Genomic DNA, 18,032 nt, shown 5'->3' with positions numbered 1-18,032 from the left:
TTTTAGTTTTTTCCTTATCTTTTGCCACGAAATCGGCCTCCTTTCCTTGAGCTCCCTCCTATTATGTTCCGCATCAGGAGGGATTATCCGGCTTCATCCGCCGCTTCAAGTGAAGGAGCCACATCCCAATCAGGGCTATGCCGACCCAGCTGCACTGGGCTTTTGTTAAGCCAATCCAGGTGGTGATCTTCCCTAGAGATCCGCCCAGATGTGGCTCCACGATGGACAGTGCCATGCCGCCGATCCCAAGCCCCACAAGAAATATCGCCAGATGATTTCCTTCTCGCAATGTACCGCGCTGGAGCAGGAGCACGATCAAGAGACCGAGCGGCAGCAAAAAGCGTACCGCACTCAGGAGCGATGGATCCCAGAACCATTGCAAGGCATACGCGGAAATCCCCATCACCGCGAAACCATAAGGCAAGATATTCGCGAGGACGCGAAAAGACAGTAAGCCTCGACTCATCCCGCGATAGGTGAATGCCAGCATACAGAAGACCCCGATGACCCATCCCCCAGTCGATCCGCCGCTCATGAACAGGATAACCCGAGGACTTCGAAGCAGAATCCCTGGGTCATCGAATAAGAAACCAAATTTATAACATAGGACAACGATCATCAGATAGGTTGCGAAAATATCCAGCCATACCCGAACCTTCTCACCATCCAAGTACAGCCTCCAGAGCATGACAGCAACCCCTACGAACGTCGATATCACATACAAGAGTGTCGTTTGCGTTAGAATAAAGGGACCTAGGGACCACGCATAATTCATCTTCGATGCTTCCCTCCAATCTCTTGTTATGCGACATCTGCTTGGAAGGTAACGACGAATGTCGTCCCTTGTCCTTGTACAGAATCAACGGCGATCTTGCCTTTATGCCGCTCTACGATACTCAGACACAGCGGCAGACCAAGACCCGTACCCTTAGATTTCGTCGTATAGAACGGTTCGAACATCTTGTCCAGCGTGTCTTGCGGGATGCCTTCCCCTGTATCTTGAACAATGAGCTGAACCGCATTCTTCACCCGCTTCGTCTCAATCGTTAACGTCCCCTTGCCATTCATCGCTTCCATGCCATTACGCACTAGATTCAATATCAATTGCTTTATTTCCTTCTCATTCAAATGCAAATGTGGAACATCTGATGCAAAACGCATATCGATCCCGAGTCCGCGCAAATTCGCATCCGCCCACAGGAGAGGACTTAAATCGTTTACAATATCGTGCAGATGACTCTCTTCCGTCTCCACAATGCGATTCTGCGCCAAGGAGAGGAAGTCATTTATAATCATATTCGCGCGATCCAATTCTTCTAACACAATGCGATAATAATCGTGCAGAGATTGATCGCTCTTCTCTCGCATCAATTGGACGAACCCTCGTACGACGGCCATCGGATTCCGGATCTCATGGGTAATACTCGCCGCCATTTGCCCAACTAGACTAAGCCGCTCCAAATTGCCAATCTCCGTGCGCAGCATTTGAAGCTCCGTCACATCATGCGCCATCCCTACCGCACCTACAACTTCATCTGTCTTCGGATTACGAATACTCGAGATCGTGGAGATGAGTATTTTCTCGTTATATTGGAGCACTTCTGCATTGGTCTTCTCGCCTTGCAAGGAACGTGCCAACTGAATATCCGGATACTCCATGCCATAATGCTTGCGCAAATAATTGAACGGCTTCCCAATCAGGTCTTCGCTTCGCACTTGGCCTTGCACTTGAAATAGTCGCAGCATCATATCATTAATCGCCGTCACATTCCCCATCTTATCGACCGACATAACACCAAGCGGTGTGGCATCGATGAGCTGCTTCATTTTCTGCGCTTCTTGATGGTATTGGCCCGATACTTGGTGGAGCTGCTCTTGCAGTGACATCTTCTCTAGAATACTTTCAATGAAAAATAGCAATAAATAGGCTGTAAGCATACAAATCCCGCTGAAAAGCACTTCAAATAGAACTTTAGAAAAATCCAAGTGAACCATCATGCTGCGAACACTAACGATGTAGTCGACATAAGAAAAAATCATCCCAACAACAACGATATACGTGACAATGCGAACACGCTTGGATGCATCACCTACTCGAAATTGAGGAATAAAATACATGGCGATAGGAATGAGATAGAGGCCAACATCACTCGGAAGATTCCATAACTCTCCTTGATCAAAGAACAGAAAATGCGCACCGATATAAATCGCAGCCAACACGAAACTCGATCGAAATCCAGTGTACAGGATGCCAATCAATAGGGGTACCACTCGGAAGTCATAGTAAAACTCATCGGGCGTACAATACGAGAATGCCATGGATAATAGAAAGGCAATCATGCAGAAGAATGCAAACAATATTCTGAAATTACTAAGCAGACCAGATAATTTGGGTCTCATTGTCCATATTTGAAGCATAAATGCAGGTAACAATGCAATGAGTTCTTGTAAGAAGGTTTCTTTAATTGGCGTAAAAATCACAGAAACGATCACCGGCCTCAGGAATATATAATTACAAAAATTAAATCACAAGTTACAGGTTTTTACAATATATGCGTTTTAGAGTTTAGAATTTTAAACAAGAACGAAACACGTTACAATAGAGTCATGAAAATGAATTAAAGGAGCACATCATCATGAAATATGACGTCATCGTCATCGGCGGGGGACCTTCGGGACTCATGGCCAGCATCGCAGCTGCGGAGCACGGAGCTTCGGTGCTATTGATCGATAAAGGGGACAAGCTCGGACGGAAGCTAGGGATTTCAGGCGGCGGTCGCTGTAATGTGACCAATGCGAAGGAGATCGACGAGCTGATTCAATATATTCCGGGGAACGGCCGATTTTTGCACAGTGCATTCGCACATTTCAGCAATAAAGACATCATTCGATTCTTCGAAAATTTAGGGATTGCCCTCAAAGAAGAAGATCGCGGACGGATGTTCCCGGTCTCAGATAAAGCCAAGACCGTTGTGGATGCTCTGATTGGCAAGGCGCGAAAGCTCGGGGTTGAGATCCGCACCAACCGCCCCGTCGACAAGGTTCAATATCGCGACAATGTCCCCATCGGCGTGCGGCTCCGGTCAGGGGAGACAGTAAGCAGTCACACCGTGATCATCGCTACAGGCGGAAAGTCTGTTCCTCAGACCGGTTCGACAGGTGACGGTTATCCTTGGGCGATGGAAGCCGGTCATACAATAACAGAATTATTTCCCACGGAAGTCCCGATTACTGTCCAGGAGCCATTCATTCGCAGCAAGGAGCTTCAAGGCTTGTCGCTTCGTAATATTACACTCTCGGTGTGGAATCCGAAGGGCAAGAAAATCATTGAACATGAAGGAGATATGCTGTTCACCCACTTCGGCATCTCGGGTCCCGCAGCACTTCGCGCAAGCCAGTTTGTCGTCAAAGCACAGAAAAAATTCGATACCCGCTTGATACGCGTGACCGTCGATTTATTTCCCAATATGTCCGTTGATGAGCTCTATCAAGCATCCTTGGATTTAGCACGAAAAGACCCGAAGAAAGCGATTAAGAATGTCCTTAAACCGCTGCTTCCTGAACGGATGATACCTTTGTTCCTGAAGCTTGCTGGCCTTCAGGAAGATACAACTTTCGATAACATTCCGAAGCAGCCTTGGCTTACGCTTGCGAATCTAATAAAGGAATTCCCGATGCAGGCGAACGGGACGCTCTCCATCGAAGAAGCCTTCGTCACCGGCGGGGGCGTACATCTGAAGGAAATCGATCCGAAGACCATGATGTCCAAGCTCGCGGAAGGGCTCTTCTTCTGCGGTGAAGTCATGGATGTTCATGGATATACGGGGGGCTATAACATTACGGCGGCCTTCACAACAGGCTATACGGCTGGGATGAGCGCAGCTCAGCGATGTAAATAAAACAAAGAGGTGGCGGATCATTACGATTCGCCACCTTCTTCTTATGTGTACACTTTATGGGGTATTTTCGCTATATTTTTACTTCGCCTGAGAAATGATCCGTTGTCTCATCAACATAAGCCAAATGATCCTCATCTCGCAGATCTAGATTCTCATAATGATCGGCTTCGCTAAATGCCGGACCGTCTGCATAGCCATCCACCCAATCCTCGTTCACCACATGAGCAGGAACGGGGATGAAATGGTCCAAGCCGTAGGCTTCATCATGAACAGCCATTTCCGTCATCTCAGCTTGCTCCTGTAACTCGCCGCCATAAGCTTGAGCAATCTCTAGCGCCGATGTTAAATCGGTATGTTCCACATGAATATGCAACTCCGTCCCTACAGCATTGTCGAGCATCGGCTCGTAGCCAAGTTCTTGCATCATATCATAAGCTAGCTTCGCGCTGTGAGGGTCACGGAATTGAAACGAAATTGCTGTGTGTTGCATCGAATCCCCCTTCTCATCAAAATTCAATACCTATCCGATACTATACCCTTCTCTAGGAAGATTCATGTTCATAAGAATCATTAGATGTGATAAAAGTTATTTAAATTTAACCTATTTATCCCGTAAGATAATCGCATAACCGATCGTATAAAGGGGGTGCAGAGTTTGCAGGAACTTGAGGAAAGACGATTAGATCCATCCGTTCAATTATTCCACGTATTCGCCAAAGCGTTCAAAAGCGTATCTGAGCATTTCAATTTAAGCAGCAAAACACAAGGCTTCAACCCTACCGCATTCGCTGTATTAGAAGTATTGTATCTGAAAGGATCTCAACCCGTCCAACAAATTGGTTCCAAGCTGCTCCTCCAGAGCGGTAACGTAACCTATGTCATTGATAAACTCGAACAGACTGGACTCTTACGGCGCAAGCATTGCTCCAAAGACCGCCGTGTCATCAATACAGAACTCACAGATGAAGGTAAAGCCGTGATGGACAAGATATATTCCGAACATACTCGTGCGATTGCGACAGCTATGAGCGGTCTAACGGAAGAAGAGAAGGCATTAACGATGCGCCTACTCAAAAAATTAGGTACTACAGCGGATCGAACAACACCGTCTACAATGAAAAGAACCTGACCTCTTGGGTCAGGTTCTTCCTGTCAATGCGACAGTATAGATGGACGCAAACACATCCGCTTCCATTGGTTTACTGAACAAATAACCTTGGAATTTATCGCAGCCGCTGTCTCGCAAGAACGCAAGCTCCTCTTCTGTCTCAATTCCTTCTGCCGTCACCGCAACCTCTAGACTATGGCCGAGCTGGATTACCGTCTTCACAATGGAAGCATTCACCTGATCAGATGGCAAATGGCGAACGAACGATTGATCCAATTTGATCATATGGATCGGTAGATTCCGCAGCCGGCTTAATGAAGAATATCCGGTACCGAAATCATCAATCGCAATTTGGATACCACGCTCTTTCAACTGTCTCAAGACGTCAATAGCACGTTCCATATCGTGATGTACATAACCTTCCGTAATCTCTAGTATTAGATACCGCGGATCAAATCCCGTCTCTTGCAATACACGATCTACCGATGCAACAAAATCATCTTTGGAAAATTGCCGCAGGGATACGTTCACACTCATCTGAATTTTGGAGAGGCCATCCGTAGCCCACGCTAAATGCTGTAGACATGCGGTCCGAAGCACCCACTCCCCAATCGGTATTATGAGTCCGGTCTCTTCAGCTAACGGGATGAACTGCGATGGCGAAACGTAGCCATGAATCGGATGATTCCACCGAATCAACGCTTCTGCGGCAATCAATTCCCCACGATCGTCGAGTAATGGCTGATAATGCAGCAGCAATTCGCCGCGTTCCTGGGCCTTGCGTAATTGATTCTCCAGCATCATTCGTTCCGGGATATGCTCCGTCGTCATCTCATGATAATACTGATAACAGGAGCCACCCTTGTCCTTCGCAACATACATCGCCGTATCGGCATTCTTCAGCATGGATGTTAGAGTATCGCCGTCCTGCGGGTATAGACTGATCCCAATGCTTGCCGCGACAAATAATTCATGAGACTGAATCAAGAAGGCCTTTGATATGTTCTCGATAATCACTTCGGCATAATGGTCAATTTCACTACGCTTCACGTCTTTCAATACGACGACGAACTCATCCCCACCTAGCCTTGCACAGCTGGATCGCTGCATCCGATCATGGAAGATGCTGGCCAATCGTCTGGATACATCGGCGATCAGCATATCCCCAACATCATGACCGAGCGTATCATTCACATGTTTAAATCGATCCAAATCAATAAACATCACAGCGAGGTCCTGCCCATGAAATGAAGCTTCGTTGATCGCCTGCTCGAGATAGACCGTGAATTGATAGCGGTTCGGCAACCCTGTCAAAGAATCGTAGTACGCCAGCTGCTCCAGACGTTCCTCCGACTTCGCGAGCATCTCGGTCTGTTCGATTAACTGACTGTTCATATGCTGCATTTCATGGAACATCTCGACTACGCGATCCGACATGATTCGGAAATTCGTCACCAAGGATCCAATCTCGTGGATCGCTGTTCGAGGCCATGCGAATACTTGCTGACGCTTCAATTTCTCAGGTAAATCCGTCGTCATCTTCATCAATTGATTAAGCGACAACATCAGATATGAATTGAAGAACAGCGAGACAATCGCCGCAACCAAGCAAAAGGTGAACATCATAATAAACTTATTGGTATAAGCTAGAATCGTTCCCTGCTGATAATACGATATCGGGATATAGGCAACGACCTTGCTTGGGTTCAAGCCCTGAAGCTCCGTAATTAACACATAATAACCATGGTTCCACCGCCATGTCTCATAGCTATAATGCGTATTGACCGGAATCCATTGATAGAAGTAGCTCTTCGTATTCAATTTGGTGCTTACCGCGCCTAGCTCTTCCAGCGAAGCTTCTGATTCAATCTGCGTCATTTCCTCGGCCTTCATGCGATTGTAGTGCTGTAGGAATGTGTTGCCGTCCGTCGAGCCCGCAAGTTGGCCGTTCGAGTAGAACAGTCCAATCGAGATCGGGCCATTCGCCGATTTATTGACCAATTCTTGTACGAGGCCGCCTGCAAGAATTGTTTTTTGAAGTGTCGTGCGTTTTACTCTCGCTTCTTGCTGGAGACGTTCGATCTCATTCAGCATATGCTGCGTCTGCGTCTGCACCAGCAACCTAGAATCGTGTTCCACCCGATTTCGAATTTGAAAGCTATCCATATACATATTTAGGAGAAAAGGTCCGATGACTGCCGCAATGGAGAGATGCGTTAATAGCTGATTCAAATATATTGTGCGTTTCTTCAGCTTCGGGAATAATCGCCTCCATGGCAGATAGGTAATCATGACATCCCCTAATAAGCCGTTCAATAATCCGCTCATTGCAATCATAAAAACTTGCAGATACATCTCTGAAGCATATGTGCCCATCTGCAAATAATAAATTAACCCTGCTAACGGCGCCCCCAGGAAAAGCCAGAACAGCCCATCCCATATGAACAGGAATCGTTTCTTCTGCGTAAATACGGTACTGACAACGATGACCTCAACACAAATTAAGAGCACATATATCGAGCTTTCCAGCACAAAATAGGACACCATGCTCACGACAATCGCTGATGCGCTTGCCCAGTAAGGTCCGAATAAATATAGGATAATAAATAGAAATGCGCTACAGAAGAAAATTCGCGCACCATACGAAAAATCAATAACCCATTGCGTCCCGAGCATCGCTAATCCAATACAACAGACAAGTGCGATCAATGCGCGATAGGTAGAAAGCGGATTCAACTTGTGAGACAGATCGAACACCCTCTATAGCAAAATTATGGAAAAACCTTACTTTAATAGGTTCGACATTTAATTTGTTTTTCCTACTTATTGGTTAATGAATCCCTATATTTTTCGCTTTTGACCGCTAATGAATCAAGCTGCATCGTCCGGGTCACCCACGATTCGATCCACCGCTGATCATGTGTAACGACGAGGATGGATACTTCTTGTTCCGCCATATCCGTACAGAGCTCGAACATCCGCTGCGTATTCGCTAGATCCTGGCCGCTTGTTGGCTCATCCAGAATGAGCAGCTTCGGATCAGTCAACCACATCGAAGCAACACTCAAGAGCCGCTTTTCCCCTTGGCTCAACTGGAACGGGTGCCGATCCCGCTTCTCATACAATCCAATACGCTCTAGCATCTGCTTACCTTGCTCCTCCATCAAACTCTGATTCGATGTCTGATCTAGACGGCGCTCTCGCATCATACGTAAGCTATACATACACTCTTCCATGACCGTATTCGCAATAAACTGATGTTCTGGCTGCTGATGCACATAACTAAGCCATTTCGCACGATCATAGATTGAGGACTTGCTTATATCCTTACCCTGCATACGAATTGTCCCTTTAGCTGCCGGGAGCAGACCCATGAGCAGCTTCGTCAGCGTTGACTTTCCACACCCATTCGGGCCTGTGAGCGCCGCAATCTCCCCAGGGAATAAATCGAATGAACAAGGCTTCAGACCAACATGACCATTCGGGTATCGATACGTAAGCTCGCGCACCTCAATGATCGGTTCAACGGCAATATGTCGCTTGGATTCCGCTGTCCTCACGGATTCGAGAGATGATAGGAATACAGGTAATTGCTTCACATTCGTAATGGACTCGTCCGATTGAATCTCACCCGATTTCATCGTGATTAATCGCGTTGTCCCGCGTGGAATCGCATCGAATCGCGATACAGTCGCAATGCAAGTGACCCCTTGTTCATGCAGGGCATGCAGTAGCTTGAAGATGGATTGCTTACCTGCTGCATCGAGACTCGAGGTGACATCGTCTAAGATCAGAATTGGTGTCTTCATGGTTAGTACAGCGGCGATAGCAATCCGCTGCTTCTGTCCGCCAGAGAGTTGATGCACATGGCGATCTCGATAATCCTCCATTGCAACCTGACGAAGTGTTTCTTCCAATCGCCGGATGATCTCCGCTCGCTCTATGCGCAAATTTTCTGGAGCAAAGGCAAGCTCATCTTCTACACTGCCCACGACTAACTGCGCATCCGGGTCTTGAAAGACAAAACCAATCTGCGGCGATAACTGATGGACTTCTTCTGCATGGCCTTGCAATTCGTATTCCTGTACGGTCATTTTGCCTTGCATCTGTCCGCCCATTTGTCCAGGAATCAAACCATTCATCATCTGACATAAGGTCGATTTCCCGCTCCCATTCGGCCCGTAGATCGTTACGAATTCTCCTTGTCTAATCGTCAGCGACACATCCCGAACAGCAGGGCGCTCCTCCCCCTCATACGTATATGTCATGTGATCACATTCGATCAGAACTTGCTCTCGTGTCATTTGACATCTCTACCAATATTGAAGGTTCGGAGTAACCCCGTACGTGCCATCGCATCCCCGATCATTTTGCTAAGCCATCCACACAGGATGATCCCGCTGATGCAGCGTACGATGAGTGCAATCGTCAGTTGTGGCAGGCCCCATTTCAGATAGCCGAACATATTCGCGGCGAAAATAAACCATAGCGGTACAGCACAGAAGCCAATGGTCATCATAACACCTACGTTCCATCGACTATATCGGAAGAGCATGCAGATCAGCTCAACCGCCAGTGCATAACATAGCGCAGCCACTACAGATGCAGCCATGCCATAAGAATTTCCGAGCAGGGTCTGAACCGTCGCACCTAACATGAACGTAATAAATGCTGTTCCTGGCTTACGAATGATATACATCACAAGTACACCATAAATCATATAGATGCCAACGATGGTAGAGGTTGCAATCGGTCCTCCAAGTGTCGTTAAGAATTGATTCACCGAAGATAGGAATACGGTTAATACCGCATTCGCCATAGCCAATATCGCCATCAATACAATCTCAATCGTTGTAAAACGTTGAAGTTTGGTTGTCGGAGTAGACATGCTTTCATCTTCCTTTGCTTATAATTTAATATGATAAATAAAATTAAAAACGATATAAACAGAACGCCGTTGCTGCTACGTATACCCCCATGGCAACACACGAAAAAATGGAAACGGGGTTCTCTCGCCAATATGTCCGATCCGGGTAAGCACCGAACCCTTTGGTATCCATCGCACTTGCTGTCATCTGCATGCGGCGAACCGAATTCGTGAAAATCGCGATCGAAAATCGCTTCCATGCCTGAACATGCTCCCGTACGCCCCTAGGCGGCTTCATCCCACGGATCTGATGGGTTGTGCGAATGGTCTCTGCCTCCTCGGACAAGATAGGCAGAAACCGTAGGGCAAGCGATACTGCATAGGCAAAGCGGTACGGCACACGAAGCTGCTGTGTCAACATCAGCACGACATCCCGGGGCTCGGTCGTTGCCATGAACATCGCCGAAGTAAGAAACAACGTCATCAGTCGGAACGTAATCGCAGCGGCATAATTGAGTGCTTCATAGGTAACCTGCAGAGGCCCCCATGTGAACCAAGGCGTGCTGCCAGGAAGCCAAATCCATTGGATGAAAAAGAACGGAATGGCGAATACGAGCATATAACGTGCCATTTTACCAAAAACACGTCTTACATGCTTCCCAAGCGATAACCCTATGGCCACAACTACAAGGAAGATGACCCCTTGAATCATAGCAGTGGAGTACGTGAGTACGAGAATCGTAGTACAGAGAACAGCTATTAATTTAGCGAGTGGATGCATCAGTACAACTCCGTCGTTCATTTTCTGTGTATCAGTATGGAGGAAACCTGGATAAATGTCTATCCCCATGAGAAAAACTTCTATCGATGTATTCTCGAAGATGAGCGACCGCGTTCAGCGGTTGTTTTTATCGCCAATCAAAAAGAAGTTTTCGCTACATTTGCGAAAACTTATACTTTCTGATGTGGTAAGAAAAAAGCCAATCCCCCTACACCAGGGAGATCGGCTTCTTCATTTTGCGAATCACGACTTCATAGTAACGAATCGTGAGCCAATTACTAATCCATATCGCTCCAATCATGATGAACACCGGCATCATGAACTGAAACCAAGTCAGATCTTCTGTACTTAGACGAATAATCATAAAGAACGGCGCCGAATAAGGGAACATCGACCCTACTTTGAGCAGCAACTCATGATCTACACCAGGAATGAAGAAACACAACATGATCATTGCGATAAATAGTATGGTTACGATGAACATCAACAACAGCATATAGCTTTTTTTCTGCACCGAACCGATCGTGACATATAATCCTACATACTGCCCATAACCGAGGACGAAAAATAACAGCATATATGCGAATAAGGATGGCGTCAAATGACGTAGATCTAGCCAAATTTGCGAATTCAGCATAACGGCCTCAAGCTGCCAATAATCCAATAACACCAGAGATAAAATGATGATAACCAGGAGTTGGATCACACCTGCGGTACCAATCCCGATAATTTTCCCCGTAAATATCAAGGCAAAGTCCTTATACCGTTTATGAACTTTTATCTTAAATAGCTCGCGATCACGATAGATTGATTTCCCAGCCGATACCCCACATTCCACGATAATGACGAATAATACGGCAAGTAAAATATAAATGGGCAGATACACTTCCCCTTTGGAAATAGGAAGTTCGGCAAGGGATTGTCCGTCGGCCGCATAGCATATACCAATGACGAATAGACTCATGAAGAACGTTGTAACGAGATAGAATCGCGTACGGATTTGTTCCATGAAAGCCCGCACGATCACGCTCCCAATAAATCTCATAGTTCTTCCTCAAAACAAATCATCATATCCCCCGTCTCTATCCATTATCAACGTTCGTTAACTACATAAACTCTTGAATATGAATTAGTCCAAGCCGTTTGGCTACAATAATCGCCTCAGATCTTGATCGTACATTCAACTTCTCAAATATCCTTGTTAAGTTATATTCGACCGTCCGCTGGCTCATAATGAGCAATCCTGCGATCTCTTTATTACTTAACCCGTTGGCGACTTCTTGCAAAATTTCTTGTTCCTTCTCATTGATCGAGACATCTTCAACTTTCTGGCTGAGACCCGTTCCAGAACGAATGTCATTGCGCCTTAGCTGCTTCAAGAGCGAAATTGGAATGACGGCTTCACCCCGCAGCGCACATCGTATCGCCGCAATCAACTGCTCACGAGACGATGTCTTGCTGATGAATCCTGCCACGCCAGACTCGATTAATATATTGTAGTGTGCGCTAATATCGTAGCCAGAGTAGATCAGAACCGTGAATCCTGAATTGATCGACATCACCCTGCGCGTCAACTCGAGTCCACTAATCCCAGGCATATTCAGGTCGAACAACATAATATCGTATTTATTCTCTCGAATCAGTTGAAGCGCTTCGAGACCTGAGAAGACAACCGTGACATTCATATCCGGCTCTTTCTCGATCATAATCTTCGTGCCTTCTCCAACAGATGGATGGTCATCTACCAACAAAATTTCAATCATTTACGACCCCCCTGGCAATGGCGTACTGGCTGCTCGGCACGGTCTGATAAGGCAGCGTAATAATGACCTCGAATCCTTCACCGACGGCAGAATGGAACATCGTCTCCCCTTCGAACCCGGATACCCGTTCACGAATTCCGGACAGCCCCATATGACTGAAAGAAGACTGCAGTTGGACCATATCCATCCCAACCCCATTATCACGATAGACATACGCGATATGCTCATGATTCTGACGCAGTAATATTTCGACATTTGATGCTTTGGCATGCTTGGTCGTATTCCGCATTAACTCTTGTGTAATCCGATAGATCGTCAACACGTATTCATCGTCAAGCTCTAGATTAAAGCCATCATAGTTAAAATCAACGGAATAGTTCGAATGGAACTCAGCATAGTTGCACAGATTCTCAATCGCTTCGACAATCCCCATTTCCTTCAGGAACGGTGGGCGCAGTTCATTACACGTCTCTCGAATCTGGTGTACGACATCCAGAAGACCTTCTTTGATCTGAGTGAGTCGTTCCTTCACTTCTGGTTCAAACGCTGTCTCCTCCAGAATCATCTCGAGCTTGCGATACCACAGCAGTTGGTCCTGAAGCGCAGAGTCATGTAAATCCGCAGCAAGCCGCCGTCTTTCTTTCTCCGTTAATTGAAATAGCATCCGGAGCACCCATGCAGGAGCCTTCCCGTGTGAACGCACTTCTAAATCCATAATGACTCCTTCAATTAGTTGTAAATTCTCGTACACCATGCTGACATAATTGGAAATCGTCTGTAACCACACCAGTTCATCACGGTTAAACTGCACGCGATTCTCTTTGCTGCATATCCATAACAGGTTATGCCCTCTTTGATGTTTGCCGATGACACAGCAAAGGCCCGAGTCAATCTTAATGCAATCACCGACGGCATAATCATGAATCTTGCCTTTTAATTCCTCCGTTAGTCTCTCTTCTTGCGCTGGTAGAAAATCACCTTGCGATCGGATAAATACAATGTGTCCCTCATCATTCTTCATCTCTAGCAGTGCAGCTGACTTCACAGGAAGCACGTCGAGCACTTCACGAAGCAGCCGCTCCTCTAGATCCGGCACCTTCATCATCTTGCTAATCTGACTAGAGAATCGATCTAGACTCGATTGAAAGTTATAGGTACCGATGAACAACTTCTTACGGAACCTGAAATCGAGCATATCTTTGACATATAAAAACAAAATAACTCCGATATATACAAATATGAACATTTGAGCCCACTTGATGAATACATCCTCACGCTGTCTGACTAAAAAATAAACTCCAATGAGAATAACCGACGTTGGCATAACAGCTAATAGACAGTAATAGCGCAATCGATCGAGCACAAACTCAATATCAAGCAAATGATTGGCAGCCATCAAATATACATAAATAATCGGTAATAGAAACAGAAATATCGCTGCCGTACTCGCCGAGATAATCTCGCGATGGATCAAGATCCACGGGAGCGCATACAAAAAAACAAAAGGAAAAAACGACATAAAATTACCGAATAACATAAATTTAAACAGCGGACGATACGTCGTGTTACGATATTTGCGATAACTAATGATGAGGACGAGAATACTGATGACCGTCCCAATCGTGAACGAAATGAGCAGAACCTGCATCGCTAGTCTGCCGAAAAAATAGTTCCCTAGATTTGTGAATACAAGCAAGCTGATAATCGCTAGAATAATCCCATTAACCAAGTACATACCGACAATCACATAGAATTTCACAATCTCCAGTTCTCTCTGATTGAAATACCGATACAGAAAATGGAGAAATATGACTGGAATTTGCAAGATGGTAACCCATAACGTAAGCATGCCCACATAATCTTTACGTGCGGACGCCCCTGCACTCACATAACTTATCGCTACAGCGAGAAAAAAGAGGATCAGCAGATGTGCCGCAGCATCCTCTCTTTTCTTATGCAATAAAAATATGGATAGTAAAAATAATACCGTATACAAACAGATGGGTAAGATTGTCTGTTCCATCGATACCGGTTGTTTGACCGCATCATCGAACTGGTAATGCATGACCTGCCCGTTGCGTTCGGTCTCAATATAATCAATAGAAGTCAACATTCTTTTGTTAGGGTAATGCTCGACGTTCGTATGATCGATTGAAATAACATGATCACCTTGCCGAATTCCTGCTTTATAGGCTAATCCGTCGGGTTCAACATTCCATATGATCCACTGGTTGTCGTTTGCTTTCTCCACTTCCATACCAATATAGGCCACCCTCAAATCTGTGTACAAAAAGTACATCACGAGAAGTGTTGCTGCAATTAGTATGAAGAACATTCGATATTTCCTAACGTAACCCATCTTTTGCTCCAATCAAATATTATTTACGCGAACCAGTAGCTTCTTCTTACGCCATCAATTTCAGTCCATTTGCCGCCAGTTATGGTGTCGACAATTGTCTTTTGTTGCGCTGGTGATACACCAACAAGACTAGCTTGTCCATTCATAACAAGTTGTGGTACTTGCGGGTTATTCGTGAGGTAGTTGATCATTTGCTTAATCATTTACAACTCCACCTTTTCGACTATTTTTTCACTACATTTTTACTATACCATCATCGTCTTCATTTGAGTTCGCAAACGTTATTGCGGTTTTCCGCAATGCACGTTGCGGTACTTGCGCGATTGGTAGTTTTATATAAAACTTTCCAGTTCTTGCTTCCAATGAAGATCAATGGATAGGCCCTCGATATAGGTATGACATTCTTGCTGAAGAAATTGTATATGTACCTGGGTATATGGGATGCAGCCGCCGCGCTCAATTTGGTCCATAATGACATGTTTGTTCGCGTATAGCTGGTCGACAGTTGCTTGTCCTGCATAATAATCCCGAAGGACTTGAAGCTCCGGCGCCGAATCATCTAGCAAATAAAGAACAGGTAGCGTCCGCTTCCGATGAATAAGATCATTCCTTGTATCCCATCGCAGGATACCTTCCATATCATTGCGAAGCTGTGCGGTCATGCCGAACAACTCTCCATAAGCGCCAACTTGATCATTCATTTCTCCTGTCGCAAGTACGCTTCCTAATTGGCAAGCGCAAGCCACAAGTGCACCCGACTTCGCTCGCATCATTGCAAAGCATTCATCTTCTTCGGTAATGGCATTATCGACATCGATGTATTGCCCTCCGACAGATTGATTCAATCGATGTTGGAGTAGTTCGACTGCGATCGACTTGCGGGCCTCATCGAACTTCGTATCTATAATGGCCTTCGTGCTAAGTGCTAGAAATCCGATCGCAGCGTTCATAGATTGCGCATGATTGTGCTTCATCCATGGGACACGGTCATTATCTTGATCCTGTAGATCGTCAAAGATATCCAGCGCAAGAACAAGAAATTCAATCGCTGCTGCCCCTGTATACCGTTCTTCTGAAGTCCCTCCGAACATGCTGTAGTGCAATAATGCCAGTTCCCCGAACACGGTAGATTCCGTCATTTTGTATGCAACATAAGATTCCATCAGATCCCGTAGTGCAGGTGGCGTAACATGGCGATGTATGACCTGCTTCATCGCTGATTCCATATGCAATCTGTCCACAAAGATAGCCCCTAACCTCGATATAATTAACCCCATTTTATCGCGTATGTCACGTTTAGGCTAGAACAATTGCAGATTTTGGATTATTTCTGCCCTGCATATTCGACAAAAACGGGCTTGCCTTGCGCTGCATAAGCCATGAAACTCTTATTCATACGATGAATGACCTTGCGATAGGCTTGCGCATCGTTCGAGCGAACATCGAGAGTGCCGTGCCCTTCCTCGAGTACTTGAAACATCAATCGACCGGAGAAAACATATCCATCGCAATTCACACAAATGCTGCCATGCGTCTGTCCGGCGGTATGAATAACTTCTAATGTCTTGCCTCCAAAATGCAGCAGGTCGCCATCCTGTAGACCGATATCGATATCAGCATACGACTGGCGATACTCCATTAAGAAGTTATCCCGATAGATTTGCTTCGAGACGGCCCATTTGTCGTATTCATGCATCGCTACCTGTGCACCTGTCGCTCTCTTCAATTCTTCCAACGCGATCATATGATCTGCATGCGCTTGTGTTACTACAATATATTTAATCTCTACCCCAATCCGTTCAACAGCCGCCCAAATTTTCTTAAATCGTGAACCGGGGTCAATAATGACACCAACCCCTTGGCTATGAAGAATGTATGTGGCAGATCCTGTGATTCCTTGCGGGATATAGACAACGTTGACTTCTGCTTGATCGGTTTCGCTCGCAGCCTTCGCCGGTGCAATATCTGAGCGCACACGAACTTGGTTCCAGAACTCACGTGGGACGGATAGATCGCTTGCAGGATGTTTAATCCGAATTGCCGGCTCTTGATGTATGACCGATCGCCGCTGCCCAATGATAAACCGATAAACATTCTCTTTTCTCATGATTGCCCCTTCTTCCTATATTCTCGGTGCTTATCTTTTCACTACTCTAAGCATAAAAAAAATATAGGACTTCTGCACCGAAAACTATTTGTGAAACACCCTAATTTTTCTTTGCGGGACGAACCGCCAACCGCGCAAGATTAAATTGCGGTGACCGCAAGAAATTTGTCGAATAATCCCAAAAGAACCTTTTAATGCGTCTATTCTCCCAGATAGAACTATCCTATAAATCCAGTACACGACTAGAGAATTCGTTCTCCGAACAAGGAACAGATCAATTCCATGACTAATGTCGAAGTTTGTTGATTTACGTCTAACATGGGATTCACTTCAACGAAATCCGCAGAAGTAACACAACCGGATTCCGACAGCAATTCAAGTGCCAAATGTGCCTCGCGGTAGCTTACACCACCACGTACAGGTGTCCCGGTTCCAGGAGCTTCCCTTGGGTCTACACTGTCAATGTCGAAGCTTAAATGTACGCCGTGCGTCCCATGACTCGCGATGCGAATAGCCTGGATCATGACGGCCTCCATACCCATACGATCAATCTCATGCATCGTATAGCAGGCGATGCCCTTACTGCGAATAAAGTTCTTCTCGCCAGGATCTAAGTCCCTCGCCCCAACAAACACGACATGCGATGGATCGATCGGGGTATATTGGCCTTGCGCATCTTCAATGCGCCAATCGGTCCATCCTAGCGCCGCCGCAAGTGACATGCCGTGCACATTCCCCGAGGGACTCGTTAGGACCGTATTTAGGTCCGTATGCGCATCGAACCAAATGACACCCAGCTTGGGGCGCATCCGTGTCGCCCCTGCGATACTCCCCGCTGCAATGCTATGATCTCCGCCCAGAATCAGTGGAAACGTCGAATCGGTTATCGCCTTAGCAACCCGATCTGCGAGTCTTCCGCATACATCCATCACTTCAGGAAGATACCTCGCCTTCGGGTTAACCTCCGCTGATGTGGTAGAAGGCGGCTTGATTTCGCTAACAGCAGCTACTTCGATACCATCCTGTTCGAGCCGCTCCATTAACCCTGCTTGTAAGATGGCTTCTGGCCCAAATTCCGCACCCGGGCGTCCTGCCCCCAGTCCGAATGGCACACGAATGATCGTTACTCTTGGATTAGCCATACTCAG

General features: G+C 46.1%; 16 protein-coding genes. 2 read left to right on the top strand and 14 right to left on the bottom strand.

Annotated elements, in window-relative coordinates; all coding sequences use genetic code 11:
• Positions 1-73: 73 nt before the first annotated feature.
• Positions 74-775, bottom strand: a complete 702-nt coding sequence (locus AC3WU2_RS08270) for a hypothetical protein (protein WP_492453052.1) — start codon at positions 773-775, stop codon at positions 74-76.
• Between the two features lie 26 nt (positions 776-801).
• Positions 802-2,481 carry a two-component system sensor histidine kinase NtrB gene (locus tag AC3WU2_RS08265; RefSeq protein WP_492453050.1) on the bottom strand — a complete coding sequence of 560 codons (1,680 nt, stop codon included), beginning with the start codon at positions 2,479-2,481 and terminating at the stop codon, positions 802-804.
• Between the two features lie 155 nt (positions 2,482-2,636).
• Between AC3WU2_RS08265 and AC3WU2_RS08260 the strand changes: the two genes are divergently transcribed.
• Positions 2,637-3,899: a BaiN/RdsA family NAD(P)/FAD-dependent oxidoreductase gene (locus tag AC3WU2_RS08260; RefSeq protein ID WP_492453048.1), complete on the top strand. Its 1,263-nt coding sequence runs from the start codon at positions 2,637-2,639 to the stop codon at positions 3,897-3,899.
• A gap of 70 nt (positions 3,900-3,969) precedes the next feature.
• Here AC3WU2_RS08260 and AC3WU2_RS08255 read toward each other — a convergent pair whose 3' ends face one another.
• A complete protein-coding gene (locus AC3WU2_RS08255) occupies positions 3,970-4,389 on the bottom strand; it encodes a DNA/RNA helicase (RefSeq protein WP_492453046.1) in 420 nt (139 codons plus the stop codon).
• A gap of 165 nt (positions 4,390-4,554) precedes the next feature.
• Between AC3WU2_RS08255 and AC3WU2_RS08250 the strand changes: the two genes are divergently transcribed.
• The gene (locus AC3WU2_RS08250; protein WP_018754859.1) at positions 4,555-5,028 is read left to right on the top strand and encodes a MarR family winged helix-turn-helix transcriptional regulator; all 474 of its coding nucleotides are present in this window, start codon (positions 4,555-4,557) and stop codon (positions 5,026-5,028) included.
• A 9-nt stretch (positions 5,029-5,037) separates the two neighbouring features.
• Here AC3WU2_RS08250 and AC3WU2_RS08245 read toward each other — a convergent pair whose 3' ends face one another.
• From AC3WU2_RS08245 to rocF, 11 genes are all read right to left on the bottom strand, one after another.
• Positions 5,038-7,764 carry a putative bifunctional diguanylate cyclase/phosphodiesterase gene (locus AC3WU2_RS08245; RefSeq protein WP_492453044.1) on the bottom strand — a complete coding sequence of 909 codons (2,727 nt, stop codon included), beginning with the start codon at positions 7,762-7,764 and terminating at the stop codon, positions 5,038-5,040.
• 62 nt (positions 7,765-7,826) lie between these two features.
• Complete coding sequence (locus tag AC3WU2_RS08240; protein WP_492453042.1) at positions 7,827-9,311, bottom strand: ABC transporter ATP-binding protein; 1,485 nt, start codon at positions 9,309-9,311, stop codon at positions 7,827-7,829.
• Positions 9,308-9,895: an ECF transporter S component gene (locus tag AC3WU2_RS08235; RefSeq protein WP_492453040.1), complete on the bottom strand. Its 588-nt coding sequence runs from the start codon at positions 9,893-9,895 to the stop codon at positions 9,308-9,310. Before AC3WU2_RS08235 ends, AC3WU2_RS08240 begins: the two co-directional genes overlap by 4 nt.
• 43 nt (positions 9,896-9,938) lie before the next feature.
• Positions 9,939-10,724 (bottom strand): energy-coupling factor transporter transmembrane component T family protein, encoded by a 786-nt coding sequence (locus AC3WU2_RS08230; protein ID WP_492453038.1) that lies wholly within the window; start codon positions 10,722-10,724, stop codon positions 9,939-9,941.
• A 139-nt stretch (positions 10,725-10,863) separates the two neighbouring features.
• Complete coding sequence (locus AC3WU2_RS08225; RefSeq protein WP_492453036.1) at positions 10,864-11,700, bottom strand: ABC transporter permease; 837 nt, start codon at positions 11,698-11,700, stop codon at positions 10,864-10,866.
• A 61-nt stretch (positions 11,701-11,761) separates the two neighbouring features.
• Entirely contained in the window at positions 11,762-12,418 is a 657-nt protein-coding gene (locus AC3WU2_RS08220) for a response regulator transcription factor (RefSeq protein ID WP_018754853.1), read from the bottom strand.
• Positions 12,411-14,753 (bottom strand): histidine kinase, encoded by a 2,343-nt coding sequence (locus AC3WU2_RS08215; RefSeq protein WP_492453033.1) that lies wholly within the window; start codon positions 14,751-14,753, stop codon positions 12,411-12,413. The genes AC3WU2_RS08220 and AC3WU2_RS08215 overlap by 8 nt, the downstream gene beginning before the upstream one ends.
• Before the next feature lie 47 nt (positions 14,754-14,800).
• Positions 14,801-14,980: a competence pheromone ComX gene (comX, locus tag AC3WU2_RS08210; protein WP_018754851.1), complete on the bottom strand. Its 180-nt coding sequence runs from the start codon at positions 14,978-14,980 to the stop codon at positions 14,801-14,803.
• A gap of 129 nt (positions 14,981-15,109) precedes the next feature.
• Positions 15,110-16,018 (bottom strand): polyprenyl synthetase family protein, encoded by a 909-nt coding sequence (locus AC3WU2_RS08205; protein ID WP_492453031.1) that lies wholly within the window; start codon positions 16,016-16,018, stop codon positions 15,110-15,112.
• 83 nt (positions 16,019-16,101) lie between these two features.
• Positions 16,102-16,884 (bottom strand): MBL fold metallo-hydrolase, encoded by a 783-nt coding sequence (locus AC3WU2_RS08200; protein WP_492453029.1) that lies wholly within the window; start codon positions 16,882-16,884, stop codon positions 16,102-16,104.
• 242 nt (positions 16,885-17,126) lie between these two features.
• A complete protein-coding gene (gene rocF, locus AC3WU2_RS08195) occupies positions 17,127-18,026 on the bottom strand; it encodes an arginase (RefSeq protein ID WP_492453027.1) in 900 nt (299 codons plus the stop codon).
• Positions 18,027-18,032 lie beyond the last annotated feature (6 nt).

It is taken from the genome of Paenibacillus sp. EB106-05-06-XG162 (genome assembly GCF_058791655.1).
The sequence above is the reverse complement of the archived record's forward strand: the minus strand, read 5'-3'. Positions and strand labels throughout refer to the sequence as shown.